This is a genomic window from endosymbiont of Acanthamoeba sp. UWC8 (genome assembly GCF_000730245.1).
Taxonomy (GTDB): domain Bacteria; phylum Pseudomonadota; class Alphaproteobacteria; order Rickettsiales; family Midichloriaceae; genus Jidaibacter.
The window spans coordinates 657323-671884 of sequence record NZ_CP004403.1 but is presented as its reverse complement, the minus strand read 5'-3'; the positions used below and the strand labels follow the sequence as shown (position 1 = coordinate 671884).

The window sequence follows — 14562 nt, the reverse complement described above, 5'->3', positions numbered from 1 at the left end:
GGTTCAAAGGTTATACCGGTCAGCTTTTTTTAATAATGTAGTACTATCAAAATTATCTTTATTTATGATGAAATTATCATATTTTTTTTTATACTCTGCAACAAATTCCAGGTTATTACTTAGGTTGTTTAACAGCAGTTTAATTGTTGTGTATTGAATAAATTGTTGTAGGCATGTTATTGCTTCTGTATTTGTCGTATTATTAAGAAAGAAAATATCTTTATCTTTTGCGCTATTAAACTCTTCTTCGAGCTTAAGTAAGGTTGGGTAATATGTGCTGATTACCTTATGAAGCGTAGAAAACAATAAGTTTCTAAGATTGTGTTTATTAGTATTCATTTAACTTTTTGGTTCTGTATAAGTGTTAATTTATATGAGTATAAATCAAATAGTTAGTGTGTTATATAAAAAAATGTTTTAACTTAATGTTAATAGAATTTCAATATGTTAAAGACCAATAGGGGAGGAGAAATGAATACCAACTACGATTCTCATAAACTATCCGAGAATTTAATACATGCATTCACAGCTTACCAAAATGCTTTTAGTGAAATGGCGGCAAATATGTCCGATAAAATGAAAGCTGTGGAGCCGGATCCGTTTAATTTATCCGATGCAACACGCAAGGCTATGCAAGAGATATACGTGCATCCGGAAAAGATGCTGGAGCATAGTTTGGAGCTATATAAAGATTACTTAAAGCTTATGACTAATGTTGCACATAAAGCTGCCGGAAAAGAGATTGAATCTGAATTTAAGTCGGAAGGTAAAGATAATCGCTTTATTGATGAAGCATGGGAGAATAACCCTTTCTTTAATTTTATTAAACAAGCTTATTACCTAAATTCCGCTTGGGTAAAAGATGTAATGAAAGAATGCCACAATCTTGATAAAAAAGAAATTCATAAACTTGATTTTTTCATTAAGCAATTTATTGATGCAATGGCACCGACTAACTTTCCTCACCTTAATCCGCAGGTGATTAAAGAAACTTTAGAAACTAACGGGGAAAATATTGCCAAGGGAGCTGAAAATTTCTTAAAAGACGCGATAAGGAGCAAAGGTAATTTTTCAATTGCTACAACTGATTTTAAAGCTTTTAAAGTAGGTGAAAACTTAGCGATTACTGAAGGAAAGGTGGTGTATCAAAATGACTTGATGCAGTTGATTCAATATGCGCCGACGACTGATAAGGTAAAAAAAATTCCTTTAATCATGATGCCTGCATGGATTAATAAATATTATATTCTAGATCTCAAGCCGCAAAATTCTTTTGTAAAATGGATTGTAGATAAGGGCTATACCGTATTTATGATTTCTTGGAATAACCCGGATGAAAACTTTAAAAGTAAAAATTTTGAAGATTATATGAAAGAAGGCCCGCTTGCTGCGCTTAAAGTTGTGCAGGAAATAACCGAAGAAAAAGAGGTGAATTTCTTAGGCTATTGCCTAGGGGGTACATTGCTAGCCTGTACTTTAGCTTACCTAAAAAGTAAGAAAGTTAATAATATTAAGTCTGCGACCTTTTTAACCACATTAATTGATTTTGAGGAATGCGGTGATTTAGGCGTCTTCATTGATGAAGAGCAACTTTCCATGCTTGAGAGTAGGATGAATAAGAGAGGTTATCTTGACGGTTCTGAAATGGCACAAACTTTCAGCATGCTAAGAGCTAATGACATGATTTGGTCATTTTACGTAAATAATTATCTGCTTGGAAAAGAACCGTTCCCGTTTGATATTTTATATTGGAATGCCGATCCGACTAGGCTTCCATCTGAAATGCATTCATTTTATTTAAGAAATATGTATCAAAATAATGCACTAATAAAGCCAAACGGTATATCACTCTGCGGTCAAGGTATTGATTTAAGCAAAATTGATCTGCCTACCTATGTGCTTTCAACCCGTGAAGATCATATTGCGCCGTGGAAGGCTACCTATAAAGCAACTTCAACTTATAAGGGCGATATACGTTTCGTGCTCAGTGCATCAGGTCATGTCGCAGGTGTCGTCAATCATCCGAGTAAAAATAAATATAATCATTGGGTGAATGAAAAGTATGATGCAAACCCTGATACTTGGTTTAATAATGCTAAGGAAGTGGTGGGTTCTTGGTGGCTTGATTGGGACAAATGGCTGAAGCCTAAATCGGGAGAATTAGTTGAGCCCCGTAAAATCAATGCTAAAGCTGCTATTGAGGCTGCACCCGGTTCTTATGTTAAAAAACAGATTGTTTAAGTATTAAGTTAAATTAATAGTTTTGAAAAGCGCGCCCTAATTTACTTTAGGGTGCGTTTTTTTATTGTATTTATCTATAAATTATTTGATATAGATAGTTTATCTATAGGGGTATAAAGGGAGCTAAAATATAGTATAAATAGTATTACAATAAAAAACAGGGTCATAAAAATTATTATTAAAACGGCGAAAGCATATTCTAGTTTTGAGGCTTTAGCCGGAGGCAAGCCGAATCTATTCTCGTTCTTAGTGCCGGGAAAGACCCATAATATAAAGCTGAATATTGTTCCGATTAAGGGAATAAAAGTTAATAATACCCACCAACTGCTGAGATTAATATCATGTAATCTCTTAGTAATCAAAATAAGTATGTTAGCTGCAAAAATTACAGTTAGAACAAAAAATAAACTTTTAAAAATAACGGACTCCCCAAAAGGAATTGCAGCACTGATAGCAGAAGCTAATAATAAATTTAACCAAAATTTTATAGTATATTTTATTCTATTCATCCTTTCCGGGAACACAAACAGGTTAAGTTTTGCGCAGACAGGTCTCAATTTTTCAATAATGTTAGTCATATGGGTAATTACAATGTTTATATAGCTTTAAGTTTAATAATTAGTTCGGGGAAATATAAATCTAATAATATGTATATAACAAAGTATATAACAACAAGTAGGATTGGAAGCGCCGCTAAGAAATATTCCGCTTTCGTAGCCTTTTCAGGCTGGGCTCCGAATCTGTTATCACCCTTAGTACCGGGAATAATACACACAATAAAGTAAAAAAGTGTAGGAATAATAATCAGTAAGATCCACCAACCTTTGAGATTAATGTCATGTAATCTGTTAACAGCTAATATTACTTGATTGGCTATGAGGATAATACCGGGAATGCAAAAAGTAAGTTCTTTAATAATTCCATGTGTTTGGAGTGGAGAAGAGCCGAAGAGCAGATTAGTAATGAAGAAAAGTATTTCTAAAATAAGAAGAGCTGCAAAGGTAATTAATAAATTAACCGTACATTCCGAAAGGTATTTTATTCTATTGATTCTAGAGGGAAATACAAAGAGATGCAGATTCCTGCAAACAGGTTTCATTCTTTCAATAAAACTAGACATAAATTAAAATCATATTTAAAACATGCCTATTATATATTTTTATTTTGAAAATATCAAATAACTTTTTAATGATGGAAAATTGTTAATTACTAAAGCAAAAGAGTTGAAAATCTTAACAAATCTTTAACTCTTCGTCCTATCCACCGAGTGAACGCAGTTAAGTGACCTTACCGCAGTGATTAAACCAACCAGCTGCTGGGTGCCTTTAATCTCAATATCAATCAATAGTTCAAAGAAATCCAATGAACGGCCGACTACTTTTATATTGGTAATGTTAACTTCCTGTGCGGCAATACAGCTCGTGACCGCAGCCAGCCCTCCGGTTTCATTAGCCACTACTACCTTAATTCTGCCGACATAAGCTTCATCCCCGGTACCTTCCCAACCTACGTCTATCCATCTTTCCGGTATGCTTGAGAAGTTTTCCAGCATTTCGCAATCAAGTGTATGAATAGTAATTCCTTTGCCTGTGTTTACGATTCCGACGATTCTATCACCCGGAAGAGGATGGCAGCAACCGGCAAAGTGCACCGCCATACCGGGAATCAAGCCTTTTATAGGTAAGGATTGGCTTAACTCTTCTTTTTTAGGTTTAAAGCGTAGTAAAGAGAGGGGATTTAAAGATTTTCGTGCAGGTTTTTCTTCCGGATGAATAGCCCTCAACACTTCAAGCCTGTTTAATATGCCGTCTCCCACCGAGACTAAAATATCTTCAATAGTTTTGCATTGGAACTGTTCGCAAATCGGTTCTAAATCTTTTTCTTTATATTCTTTTCCGGCTTGCTCAAAAGTTTTAGTTAAAATAGCCCGGCCGAGGTTGATATATTCTTCTCTCTGTTTGGAGCGAATAAATTTCCTAATTTCCGCTCTTGCTTTTCCTGTTATAACGATTTTCTCCCAGGTTGGAGAAGGCATCGGAACTTTAGAGCGTAAGATATCGACTTGATCTCCGTTTTCAAGCTCGGTTTTAAGCGGTACTATCCTGCCGTTAACCCTGGCTCCGATACAGCTTAAGCCTACATTAGAGTGAACGGCAAAAGCAAAATCAATCGGGGTGGCACCTTTAGGCAGTGCAATTAAATCACCTTTAGGAGTAAAGCAGAACACCTGGTCATAATACATTTCAAGCTTAGTATTCTCCATAAACTCCTCGGGAGAGGAGGCATTTTCTAAAATATCCAGGAGTTCTCGTACCCATCTGAACTGGGTGCCTTCATGGCCGTAAGGGTTGTTTTGTTTATAAGACCAGTGAGCTGCAAAACCAAGTTCGGCAACTTCATGCATTTCATAGGTTCTGATCTGAATTTCAATGCATCTGCGCTCCGGGCCCATTACAATTGTATGCAAGGATTGGTAGCCGTTAGCTTTCGGTGTACTTATATAATCTTTAAAAGTTCCGGGTATTACATGGTATTTTGAGTGCATCACCCCAAGGGCATGGTAACAATCCTCAATATTATCAATTAAAATCCTAAAGGCAATAATATCCGATAATTGCTCAAAAGTAACATTCTTGCGTTCCATCTTACGCCAAATGGAGCAGGAAGTTTTTTCTCTACCGTGTACCTCTGCTTTTATTCCCGATTGAGCAAGTATACCGGTAATTTCGTTAACAATAGTATCTACCAGCGAGCACCCTTCTTTTCTGAGGAAAGTCAGTCTGCTTAAGATAGATTTCCTCATATCCGGATGTAACTCGGCGAAAGCTAAGTCCTGTAATTCATTTTTAAATTTATGGATACCGATTCTTTCAGCAAGCGGCGCATAAATCTCCATAGTTTCATGAGCGATTCTAAGCCTTTTATCATCATTGCCCATATAGCTTAGAGTGCGCATATTATGCACTCTATCGGCAAGCTTTACAAGAAGAACCCTAATGTCCTTAGAAATTGCCAGCAATAATTTTCTGAAATTTTCAGCCTGCTTAACATTTTCAGGTTGGTTTTCAATTTTATTTAATTTAGTTACTCCGTCGACTAACTTAGCTACTTCCTTGCCGAAGGTTTTTTCAATATCTTCAATGGTTACATGAGTATCTTCTACGGTATCATGCAGTAGTGCAGTTATAATTGAGGCGGTATCGATGTTTAAATCCAATAAAATATCTGCAACTGCAAGCGGGTGAAGAATATAAGGCTCTCCGGATGCGCGAAACTGCGGTTTGTGAGCTTCATAAGCCATATTAAATGCAGCCTCGATTTTAGCTACCTTTGCTTTAGATTTGGATTCTGCGATCCGCTTAATTAATTTTTCTTTTTCCTGTAAAACAATCGGTTCCATCTAAGCGCCTTATATAGGAGTAGTAGTACTCTATTAATTTACATTATAATTAATCACAAGAAAAGAAAACCTTAGGAAATTTTTAAACTCAATTTGCAAAAGTTTTTATTTGGGTTAATAGTATATAAAAAACTATTCGATTAAGGGATTATGAGTTTAAGTCAACTTCAATTAGATGAAATTAGAGAAGCAAAGCAATTTAAGAAACAAACCTCAAGAGCAACCGTAGATGCACTTGAAGAAATACTTTTTGAGCCGATAAAAGTTTTGGATCACGGTTTTGTAAGAGTAATTGATTACATGGGTGATGATTCTGCAATCGTCCAAGCGGCAAGGGTTTCATATGGTAAGGGTACTAAGAAAATTAATGAGGATAAAGGGCTTATTAATTACTTAATGCGCCACTGGCATACCACCCCGTTTGAGATGTGTGAAATAAAGTTACATGTGAAACTTCCGATATTTATTGCAAGACAATGGATAAGGCATAGAACTGCAAATGTTAATGAATATTCCGCTCGCTACTCTATTTTGGATAAAGAATTCTATATTCCCGCTCCCGAAAATCTAGCCATGCAATCACATACTAACAGGCAGGGTAGGGGAGGAGTTTTAGAAGGCGAAGAAGCAGCCAGAGTACTCGAGATTTTAAAGAATGATTCCGAACAAAGCTATAAGCATTATATGGAAATGCTTAACCTTAACGAAGAGACTAATGAAGTATTAGATCCGAGCCGTGCAGGGCTTACTCGTGAACTTGCCAGGATGAATCTGCCGGTGAATTATTATACTCAATGGTATTGGAAGGTGGATCTGAATAATCTACTTCATTTCTTAAGGCTTAGAGCGGATGCGCATGCCCAGTTTGAGATTAGGGAATATGCTAATGCTATTATTTCAATCTTAGAAAAATGGCTGCCTTTAACCTTTGAAGCATTTAAAAACTATCGTTTAAACTCAGCCTCGATTTCCGAGCAGGGTATGGGTGTAGTAAAAAGAATGCTTGCCGGCGAAAAAGTAACCCAAGAGCTAAGCGGCATGTCTAAGCGTGAGTGGGATGAGCTTATGATAGTATTAGAAAAGTAATATAAATTAATACGTTAAATTATATTTTTTTTCACCTATCTTCTTCTAAAGAGTAGAAATAGTATGAATTCTAATGCTTTAACTAAAAGTATTAAGATAAGTTTAGTTTACTTGGAAAGGAGGTTATTAAGATGAGAGCTTTAATTCAAAGTCCTGAAAGTATAATAAATAAAGAAATTGAAAAAGCCTGTTATGATTCAATGAGGTTAGTTTTAGAAGAAAACTATGAGTTAAAAAATGATTATGATAAGGTAGCCAAGATTGAGCAGGGAATAAAGAAAATTTTTGTTCCTGTGGTAGCATCTTCAACCCTTAATAGGTTGAGAGTTGAGGAAATACCCGAGACTGTGATTGCACGTGTGATTTCAACAGAAGATGAAACAGGGCATGGGAAGGGTAGCTTAAAAAAAGCACTTGAAAAAAACATATTAGCACAACTTGAAAAACATTCCGCTCCGGAAAATTCCGAAGAGCAAAAAGAAGCGGTAAAAAGCTTTGATGATTTTTATAAGGATTTGGCTAAGGATTATAATGCAAAATGTAATCAAAGAAGATTGCTTGTAAAAGAGTGTATTTCCCAATCTAGTCCGAAAATAGGTAATTTCGGATGTTTGTTAATCTACTCTATAATAGGTGCTACACTCGGTTCAGCTTTTACTTATTGGGATGAGTATAAATCACAGGAAGCATATTCTACAGCCATTTACGGTGCTGTTGCGCTTGGGGTTACTTCGCTTTGTACAATTGCTTGGAATACGTTTTTTCCGAGCAAATCAAAAGAGCAATTATTGACGGAAGAAAGTATACTTAATATGAATGAGGTAAAAAGTAAATATTTCCAATGCGTGAATGAATTTGTTGGTGTTTATAAACATGAATGCTCTTTGCTTAAAGGTGAAGGCGAAGGCAAAAAAGTTAAAGAGATTACAGAAGAAGTTTGTTCAGAAAAAATGAATAAATGGAAAGATAGATTAGAAGGATTGAAAAAAGCGGTTCAGGGTAATGAAGGGCACGTTTCGTCAAGTAGAGGATAGTTAAATACAACTGTTAAAATCATAAAGCATGAAAGTCTGCCCGATTCTTCGGGCATCTTTGCATTTTGCTATATCTGATTTCTTTTCCTTAGGTAGCAGTTTAAGTAACGGGATACTGATTAATAAATATCTTGAGTTGCCGAAATTTATATTAAAGTTCTTATGGTGCAGTTCCATCTGATAAAGTACATATTCTTTGAAACCAAAGAACCCGGGGTCAGCAAGGCCTGAGTAGTAAAGTTTTAAGCTATCAATATTATTATGAACCTCAGGAAAGGTAAGTGCATATTCCAGCTCCTGGCCGATATCAAAATCACTATCAATTAAAATTTCTTCTCCCCTACCCTGAGCCATAAAATTAAAATAAGCTACATAAAACGGGTGGGATAGAGCTGTGGTAACTAAGTAGGCTGCAAGTAAAAGAACGGTTAGTCCATTTATAAATAGTGGCCTCCTATTCAGTAAAAAGTCCAGTGAATAGCCTGCCGTAATACAAATAAACGGGAAAATTGGTAATAAATGCCTAAGCCCTATATTCATGTTGAAAGCCGTGCTTGCTAAAAGCAGCGTAAATACCACGATAACCGGGGCTACTACTTTCCAATTTTTTTGGCTGATAAATATTTTTATTAATAAACAGCAGCCCAATAGCCCTAAAGCTAAAACAAATAGGGGAGTCTTAAAAAGGGTTGCAGCAGGGAAGAAATACCAAACTCCTTGAAATAGTAAAACTTTACCGAAAATATACCCGGCGTAAACATAAGCAATGCGGTCACTAAGATCCGATAAGCCATGAAAAAATTCGGGAAACGGTAAAATTTTTGCGGTAAATAATTTTTTGACCGACTTTTCACTTAAACCAAAATCCCGTAAGCTGGCTTTTAATGCGCTTACTTTTTCAGGAGTTAAAAAATAAGGGTAAGATAAAGTTGTAAGCTCAAAATTATAAGTACACCAAACCATAAAAAAAGTAATTATGCTGATTAACATAATTGATGTAACTCTTGCTCCGTTAAACCCTCTTGAAACTTTGCCGGTTGCATAGTCTTTAGCAAGTATGATCGGGGCTGCAACAATTAGAAAAAAAATAGCGCCCGAAAATTTTGTTACCACAAGCAGCGCAAAAGAAAAGCCAAGTAATAAAGTGTTTTTAAATGAAGCACTCTCCAACCACTCTAAGAGGGCAAAAATCGTGCAAGTTAATAATGCACACATCGGCATATCAGTAGTGGCAAGGCCGCTATTGGCAAGTATTATCGGAAGTGTGGTATAAAACAAAATTGAGTATAATGCGGTATAACTGCCTATGTGGGTTCTAACCCAAACAAATATAACTATTCCACAAAGGAGAAAATAAGGCAGTATGCCTAAGCGGCTTAAAAACACCATTTTCTTATAGTTATCATGGCTCTTAGCAAAAAATATCTGCTGACCGCCAAGGTTCCTTCCTTCAAAGCTCTGCTTATAACCGCTATTTTCATTGAAGGGATGGGAATACTTAGCATAGAATTCTTCACTCAAACTTGCTCCTCCCAGATAAGGAAGAATCGCAACCGATAACCTTGCCAGCGGCGGATGCAAAGCTTCCAAATAATAAGTTCCGTTCTCAATCAGTTCTAAACCGGTTGCAACATGCACTAGTTCATCAGGAGAAATAGTAAGCTTATCATATGTTAATATAATCCTTATACTTCCTACTGAAAGAAGAATAAAAGCTATAAAATACAAAAGTTTATTGGTTGAGGTTTTCATTGCTTGCTAATTTGAATTAAAACGATAATACTCAAATAAGTATAAAAATAAATTATTTCTTTTATTTTTTAAAATATGCAACTTGACCTATTAAGATTAATCAATAAAATAAGCTCTGCTTTTAGGATAATATGGCCGAGTAGCAAAGTGGTAATGCTGCGGATTGCAAATCCGCCACTCGTCGGTTCGATTCCGGCCTCGGCCTCCAAAATTAAAATCCTCTTTTTATTCCTTGTTTTCTTAATTTTCTCCAATACTTCTTATTCGAAAGAAAACTTATTTAGAGACCCGCTTATTAATGCGGCAAATAGCGGCGACCTGGCCATGGTAAAAAAAATTAGCAGCCACAGGCTACCCGCTTGATATACAAGGTGAAATAAATGCCACTCCTCTGATTAGAGCCGCCTATATGGGGCATACGGAAGTGGTGAAATATCTACTTAAAAAGGGAGCAAACCCTGATCTACAGGATATGGGAGGTGCTACCGCTTTACACTTTGCAGCTAGAGAAGGCCATTATGAAATAGTAAGTTTACTAATTGATTATAGCGTTTATGGAGAAATCCCTGATTTTGAAGGATATACTCCTTCCATGCGAGCTATACTCAATGACCGTGTTAAAGCATTCGAAGCACTGCTTAATACTCTCGACTTAAAGAGGAAAAATGATAAGGGAGAGGATATATTAGCTTTAAGTGAAAGATCGTCTAACCCGAAAGTTAAAGAACTGGTTAATAATAAACTAGCCATGAATAATTCAGTTATAAATCCGGCACCTGAAACTAATTTAAATACTGAAGAAAAAGTTATCAAAAATAAAAAAAATATTATTATAACGGATGACAGAGATAATCTGAAAGACTCTTTTTTCAGCACCATTCGTCAAAAAATATTTAAGGCTAAACCTAATACTATACCAGATGATAATAAAGTGATTATTACAATTGATAATAGTTTTGATAGCTATATAACGCAGAAATCTTCAAATAAAATTAATCTCAAAAAAGCGCGAAAAGTTAAAATTACTGAGGCTGTAAGGGTGGAAGATAGCTCAGAATAAGCATTATACTTTTAATTCAAAGCGACTGTAAGTCAACTTGTGAATATTAAAAAATAATTAAAATTTAAAACACCCTCTTTATTTATATAAAATTTTAGTTATGATACATATAGATGGGTAAGAGGTTAGAGGGTTAATGGAGTTTTTAAAGAAGCTGGGTGCAGCAAAAATCTCTGCTATTATTGGTGCTGCAATAATAGTGATAGCTTTCTTTATTTTTCTGGTTTTTAAAATGTCTTCGGCGGTTTTAACTCCGCTTTATTCTAATCTTTCGATAGAAGATGCAAGTATGATCGGAATGAAATTGCAATCAATGGGAATAAAGTATGAGAACAACACGGAAGGTACTGAGATAAGCGTACCCAGTGATAAGCTTTTAATGCTTAGAATGATGTTCGCTCAAGAAGGGCTTCCGACTTCCGGAAATATTACAGGTTATGAAATTTTTGATCGATCGGATGCACTAGGCACTTCGCAATTCGTCTATAATGTTAATTTAGTAAGAGCGCTGGAAGGTGAATTGGTGAGAACCATCAGCAGCCTTAACCAGATTGAGAATGTAAGAGTGCATCTTGTTATACCTAAAAAAGAATTATTCTCAAAAATCGGTTCCGAGCCTTCAGCTTCCGTAGTACTTAAAATGAAAGGGAATCAAGCATTAAGTAAGCTTGAAGTGGCTTCCATTGCCAATTTGGTTGCAACTGCGGTGCCAGGTCTTAAAATTGAAAATATAACTATAGTTGATAACCTAGGTAGACCCTTAAAATTAGGGGCTGAGGATGCGAGTGCGGCAAATCTTGCTTCTACTGCAATGGAAATGCAGCTTAATATCGAAAATAAACTTAAGCAGGAAATTGAAAATTTATTGGAAAGAACAATTGGGATAGGAAAAGTTAAAGCTAATGTGGCTGTAGATATGGATTTGGATCGTGAGGTTATCAGCTCAGAGATTTATGACCCGAGTAGCCAAGTAGTGAGATCGCAAAAAAGCAGCGAAGAGAATGAAAATGATACCGAGCCTAGCGGCGTGGTCGGAGTTTCTTCAAATATTCCGAATGCTAAGCAAGGAGCGGCGGCAGGCGCTTCAAGGCAGCGCTCAAGAACTGATGAAATTATCAATTATGAGATTTCAAAAACCGTCAGCAATAAAGTTATAGAAAACGGAAGGGTAAAAGCCTTATCGATTGCAGTGCTTGTCGACGGTAATTATGAAACTGACCCGACTACCAAGCAAATGAAGTACAGCGAAAGAAGCCAAGCTGAATTAGATAAAATAAAATCGCTGATTATTTCGGGTGTTGGAGTAAACATTGCGCGTGGCGATAAAGTAGAAGTTATAAATATGCCTTTTGCTACCGATTTTGTTGATGCTCCCGTTAAGGAAGGAATGTTTGATTTCATCAAAAATGATATACAGAATATTGTCCAAACTGTGGTGATTGGAATAGTGCTGATATTAATGGTTCTTTTAGTAATAAGGCCGCTTGTATTGCGTTCATTGGAAAAAGCTAAAAGTGTTATGCAAGAACAAGGACTAACCTCTGATGTTATGGCAAGCCTGGAACAGGAGATGAAAGGAATGGCTAAAGGATTAGCTGATACGAAAAATATGGCTTTCGGAAACGCTCCGAACTCTGGAGGAGCAAATCCGACCAATATAGATCAAATTACTATGGAAGAGCAAAAGCAAAGGAGAGAAGGGGTGACTAAACGATTTAACGAACTCGTTGATAAGAACCCAGAGGAAACGGTATCCTTGATTAAAAACTGGATATACCAAGAATAATAAGGGGTAGGGGAAATGAAAAATAAAGGGGTTGAAAAGGCGGCAATGTTAATTATGACATTGAATGATGACCTTGCTACTAAGATATTTTCAATGCTTGAGGAAAGTGAGATTAGAGAAATTTCTTTGGCAATGTCTAATTTAGGAAATATTCCTCCCGAATCAATTGAAAAGTTAATCAGTGAATTCAGTGTTGAGATTACCGAGAATTTATCATTAGTCGGAAATATAGAAAATACGGAGCGTTTCCTTAGAAAAATATTAGGTAAAGATAAGGTGGATTCAATCCTTGAAGATATTAGAGGCCCGGCAGGCCGAAATATTTGGGATAAGCTCGCCAATGTCGGAGAGGAACTACTCGCTAATTATCTGAAGAAAGAATATCCGCAAACTGCAGCCTTAGTTTTAAGTAAGCTTGACCCTGTGCAATCTTCTAAAGTCCTTAGTTTATTTAGTCCCGAGTTTGCTTTTGAAGTAATTAAGCGGATGCTGGTTATGGATACGGTTAAAAAAGAAGTATTAGAAAGAGTGGAGAAAACTTTAAAATCAGAATTTATAAGTAGCCTCAGCAAGACCCAAAAACGTGATAACAACCAAATTATAGCTGAAGTATTTAATAACTTGGAACGTAATGTGGAAGAGAAGTTCATGGGGATGCTTGAGGAATATAGTGTAGAAGCGGCAGAGAAAATCAGAAGCCTGATGTTCACCTTTGAAGATCTTAAGAAAATCGAAGGTAATGGTATTCAAACCGTGCTTAGAGTTATTGATAAATCTAAACTTGCACTCGCATTAAAAGGAGCTTCTGAAGTAATCAGAGATTTGTTTATAAAGAATATGTCGCAAAGGGCTGCTAAAATATTATTGGAGGAGATAGAAGGTATGGGACCAGTTAAATTAAAAGATGTTAATGAAGCCCAAACTGCAATTATTAATTCGGTCAAGGAATTGATCAGTAAAGCTGAGATAGAGATTGCAACCGGTGAAAACGGCGATCAGATGGTATATTAATATGACAACTGCAAGATTTCCGTTTGCCGAATTAGGATCTTCATCGCCTCATGCTTTAATGAATGATGACAATGCTTTATTATTTGATGATATTTTAGAAGTTGAGAAAAAAACAAATGATGATTTAAAAGATATATTTTATTCCCAAAAAGATTTAGAGGATGCGAAAAAGCAGGCTTTTAATGAAGGCGAACTCCAAGGGATCGAAAAGCAAAAAGGATTAGAAGAGCAATTTAAACATACAATTCTTACTACTCTCAACAGTATAATGGAAAAAATTAATGAATTAAGTTTGAATATTAATTCTGATCAAGAAGAATTAATTCAAGGCTGTGCCGAGCTTGCTTTCGCTATTGCCGATAAAATTAAAGGAAGTGCTGAACAGTCAACTGATGAAAACTCAATTATTAATTTTATAAAAGATAATTTTAACCATTTTGCCGATGAGCCGATATTAAATATTAAATTAAACCCGGAAACTTATTTACATATTAAAGATGAGATAGAAAAAGCGTATAGTGAGCATAGCTTTAAAGGAAGTTTAATGTTTGCTATCGATCATAATTTAGGTAAAGAGGATTGTGCGGTTGAGTTTCAAGATGCATGTATTAAAAAATCCAAGCAAGAAATCATTGCCGCTTTAGATAATATATATGCAAAATATTTTAAAGAAAAAGAATATCAAAATGATGTTGAAAATAATATAAAACCAACTGAAAATAAAGAAGAACAGCCAGCAGTTAACGAGGAGCAGAGTATATGACGGAAAATACGGAAAATTTAGGCAGCAGCCTTGAAGGTGATATTAACTTACAAGTAGTATATGATATCCCGTTACAAATTTCAGCAGTATTAGGCAAAGCTGAAATGAAAGTTAACCAACTGGTTAAGCTCACCCGCGGAGCTGTAATTGAGCTTGATCGTAAGGTCGGAGATGCGATTGACGTTTATGTTAATGATCGCTTGGTAGCTAAGGGGGAAATAGTGCTTGTTGATAATAAAATCGGTATTACTTTAACTGAGCTTATAAATAAAGAATAAAACTTTCTTAGGCTTACTATAAGAGAATTTGTATTATACTTGCAAATGATATGAGATATGTAATTTAAATAAGTGGTAGCGGAGGAGGGACTTGAACCCCCGACAAAAGGAGTATGATTCCTCTGCTCTACCAGCTGAGCTACTCCGCCGT

The 14562-nt window shown here is 35.8% G+C and carries 13 protein-coding genes and 2 tRNA genes; 9 read left to right on the top strand and 6 right to left on the bottom strand.

The features are described 5' to 3' along the window. Positions 1-3: 3 nt before the first annotated feature. Complete coding sequence (locus I862_RS03275; RefSeq protein ID WP_038538930.1) at positions 4-339, bottom strand: hypothetical protein; 336 nt, start codon at positions 337-339, stop codon at positions 4-6. Between the two features lie 132 nt (positions 340-471). Between I862_RS03275 and I862_RS03270 the strand changes: the two genes are divergently transcribed. Beyond that, positions 472-2241 (top strand): PHA/PHB synthase family protein, encoded by a 1770-nt coding sequence (locus I862_RS03270; RefSeq protein ID WP_052646358.1) that lies wholly within the window; start codon positions 472-474, stop codon positions 2239-2241. Between the two features lie 74 nt (positions 2242-2315). Here I862_RS03270 and I862_RS03265 read toward each other — a convergent pair whose 3' ends face one another. From I862_RS03265 to I862_RS03255, 3 genes are all read right to left on the bottom strand, one after another. Next, positions 2316-2819, bottom strand: a complete 504-nt coding sequence (locus tag I862_RS03265; RefSeq protein ID WP_038538928.1) for a DUF805 domain-containing protein — start codon at positions 2817-2819, stop codon at positions 2316-2318. A gap of 17 nt (positions 2820-2836) precedes the next feature. Further along, on the bottom strand, positions 2837-3361 hold the full coding sequence (locus I862_RS03260; protein WP_038538927.1) for a DUF805 domain-containing protein: 525 nt from the start codon (positions 3359-3361) through the stop codon (positions 2837-2839). A gap of 123 nt (positions 3362-3484) precedes the next feature. After that, on the bottom strand, positions 3485-5641 hold the full coding sequence (locus tag I862_RS03255; RefSeq protein WP_095666397.1) for a RelA/SpoT family protein: 2157 nt from the start codon (positions 5639-5641) through the stop codon (positions 3485-3487). Positions 5642-5791: 150 nt separating this feature from the next. Here I862_RS03255 and thyX point away from each other — a divergent pair, with 150 nt between their 5' ends. Together thyX and I862_RS03245 are read left to right on the top strand one after the other, a co-directional pair. Next, the gene (gene thyX, locus I862_RS03250) at positions 5792-6727 is read left to right on the top strand and encodes an FAD-dependent thymidylate synthase (RefSeq protein WP_052646357.1); all 936 of its coding nucleotides are present in this window, start codon (positions 5792-5794) and stop codon (positions 6725-6727) included. Positions 6728-6858: 131 nt separating this feature from the next. Continuing rightward, on the top strand, positions 6859-7761 hold the full coding sequence (locus I862_RS03245; RefSeq protein WP_038538925.1) for a hypothetical protein: 903 nt from the start codon (positions 6859-6861) through the stop codon (positions 7759-7761). Here I862_RS03245 and I862_RS03240 read toward each other — a convergent pair whose 3' ends face one another. Further along, entirely contained in the window at positions 7762-9513 is a 1752-nt protein-coding gene (locus tag I862_RS03240; RefSeq protein ID WP_038538923.1) for an ArnT family glycosyltransferase, read from the bottom strand. 133 nt (positions 9514-9646) lie between these two features. Here I862_RS03240 and I862_RS03235 point away from each other — a divergent pair. The 6 genes from I862_RS03235 (at position 9647) to fliN (ending at position 14411) form a co-directional block, all read left to right on the top strand. After that, positions 9647-9721 (top strand) — tRNA-Cys (locus I862_RS03235). A 156-nt stretch (positions 9722-9877) separates the two neighbouring features. Beyond that, a complete protein-coding gene (locus I862_RS07825; RefSeq protein ID WP_267880539.1) occupies positions 9878-10573 on the top strand; it encodes an ankyrin repeat domain-containing protein in 696 nt (231 codons plus the stop codon). A gap of 136 nt (positions 10574-10709) precedes the next feature. Beyond that, positions 10710-12359, top strand: coding sequence for a flagellar basal-body MS-ring/collar protein FliF (gene fliF, locus I862_RS03225; RefSeq protein ID WP_052646355.1), 1650 nt, complete (start codon positions 10710-10712; stop codon positions 12357-12359). Positions 12360-12374: 15 nt separating this feature from the next. Next, positions 12375-13370, top strand: a complete 996-nt coding sequence (gene fliG / locus I862_RS03220; protein ID WP_038538921.1) for a flagellar motor switch protein FliG — start codon at positions 12375-12377, stop codon at positions 13368-13370. Position 13371: 1 nt separating this feature from the next. Further along, positions 13372-14133 carry a FliH/SctL family protein gene (locus I862_RS03215; protein ID WP_038538918.1) on the top strand — a complete coding sequence of 254 codons (762 nt, stop codon included), beginning with the start codon at positions 13372-13374 and terminating at the stop codon, positions 14131-14133. Then, positions 14130-14411 (top strand): flagellar motor switch protein FliN, encoded by a 282-nt coding sequence (fliN, locus tag I862_RS03210; protein WP_038538916.1) that lies wholly within the window; start codon positions 14130-14132, stop codon positions 14409-14411. Before I862_RS03215 ends, fliN begins: the two co-directional genes overlap by 4 nt. Positions 14412-14484: 73 nt before the next feature. Here the strand turns inward: fliN and I862_RS03205 are convergent. Then, a tRNA-Met gene (locus tag I862_RS03205) sits at positions 14485-14560 on the bottom strand. Between the last annotated feature and the right edge of the window lie 2 nt (positions 14561-14562).

Excerpts from the sequence above, each read along its gene's own strand:
- I862_RS03275 (WP_038538930.1), bottom strand. The coding sequence starts at position 339 with ATGAATACTAATAAACACAATCTTAGAAACTTATTGTTTTCTACGCTT.
- I862_RS03270 (WP_052646358.1), top strand. The coding sequence starts at position 472 with ATGAATACCAACTACGATTCTCATAAACTATCCGAGAATTTAATACAT.
- I862_RS03265 (WP_038538928.1), bottom strand. The coding sequence starts at position 2,819 with ATGACTAACATTATTGAAAAATTGAGACCTGTCTGCGCAAAACTTAAC.
- I862_RS03260 (WP_038538927.1), bottom strand. The coding sequence starts at position 3,361 with ATGTCTAGTTTTATTGAAAGAATGAAACCTGTTTGCAGGAATCTGCAT.
- I862_RS03255 (WP_095666397.1), bottom strand. The coding sequence starts at position 5,641 with ATGGAACCGATTGTTTTACAGGAAAAAGAAAAATTAATTAAGCGGATC.
- thyX (WP_052646357.1), top strand. The coding sequence starts at position 5,792 with ATGAGTTTAAGTCAACTTCAATTAGATGAAATTAGAGAAGCAAAGCAA.
- I862_RS03245 (WP_038538925.1), top strand. The coding sequence starts at position 6,859 with ATGAGAGCTTTAATTCAAAGTCCTGAAAGTATAATAAATAAAGAAATT.
- I862_RS03240 (WP_038538923.1), bottom strand. The coding sequence starts at position 9,513 with ATGAAAACCTCAACCAATAAACTTTTGTATTTTATAGCTTTTATTCTT.
- fliF (WP_052646355.1), top strand. The coding sequence starts at position 10,710 with ATGGAGTTTTTAAAGAAGCTGGGTGCAGCAAAAATCTCTGCTATTATT.
- fliG (WP_038538921.1), top strand. The coding sequence starts at position 12,375 with ATGAAAAATAAAGGGGTTGAAAAGGCGGCAATGTTAATTATGACATTG.
- I862_RS03215 (WP_038538918.1), top strand. The coding sequence starts at position 13,372 with ATGACAACTGCAAGATTTCCGTTTGCCGAATTAGGATCTTCATCGCCT.
- fliN (WP_038538916.1), top strand. The coding sequence starts at position 14,130 with ATGACGGAAAATACGGAAAATTTAGGCAGCAGCCTTGAAGGTGATATT.